Source organism: Endozoicomonas atrinae, from assembly GCF_001647025.1.
Taxonomy (GTDB): domain Bacteria; phylum Pseudomonadota; class Gammaproteobacteria; order Pseudomonadales; family Endozoicomonadaceae; genus Endozoicomonas; species Endozoicomonas atrinae.
Map to the genome: position 1 here is coordinate 1 of NZ_LUKQ02000876.1, position 254 is coordinate 254.

Here is a 254-nt window from a genome sequence, read left to right on the forward strand (position 1 = left end):
TCTGGCCTCTTGCTTGGCGATAAGGGCTATATAAGACCTGAGTTTAAAACTGATTGTCAGGAATTAGGTATTGATCTTCAGACGCCACTGAGAAAAAACATGCAAGACGATCGTCCGAAGACGTTTGGTAAGCGCCAAATAAACCCACGTCCTTCCGTCTAATTTCCCAGCCTGAAATCATGGCTTCCAGTTATCATGGAGGTCATCATGTCGATATCTCAAACCATCCCTGAATTCTGGTTGCAGAGAGTAAA

1 pseudogene is annotated in these 254 nt (G+C 44.1%); it reads left to right on the forward strand.

Annotated elements, in window-relative coordinates:
* Positions 1-120 (forward strand): annotated as a pseudogene (locus AK963_RS36465) (IS982 family transposase); the annotation flags it as partial.
* Positions 121-254: the final 134 nt, after the last annotated feature.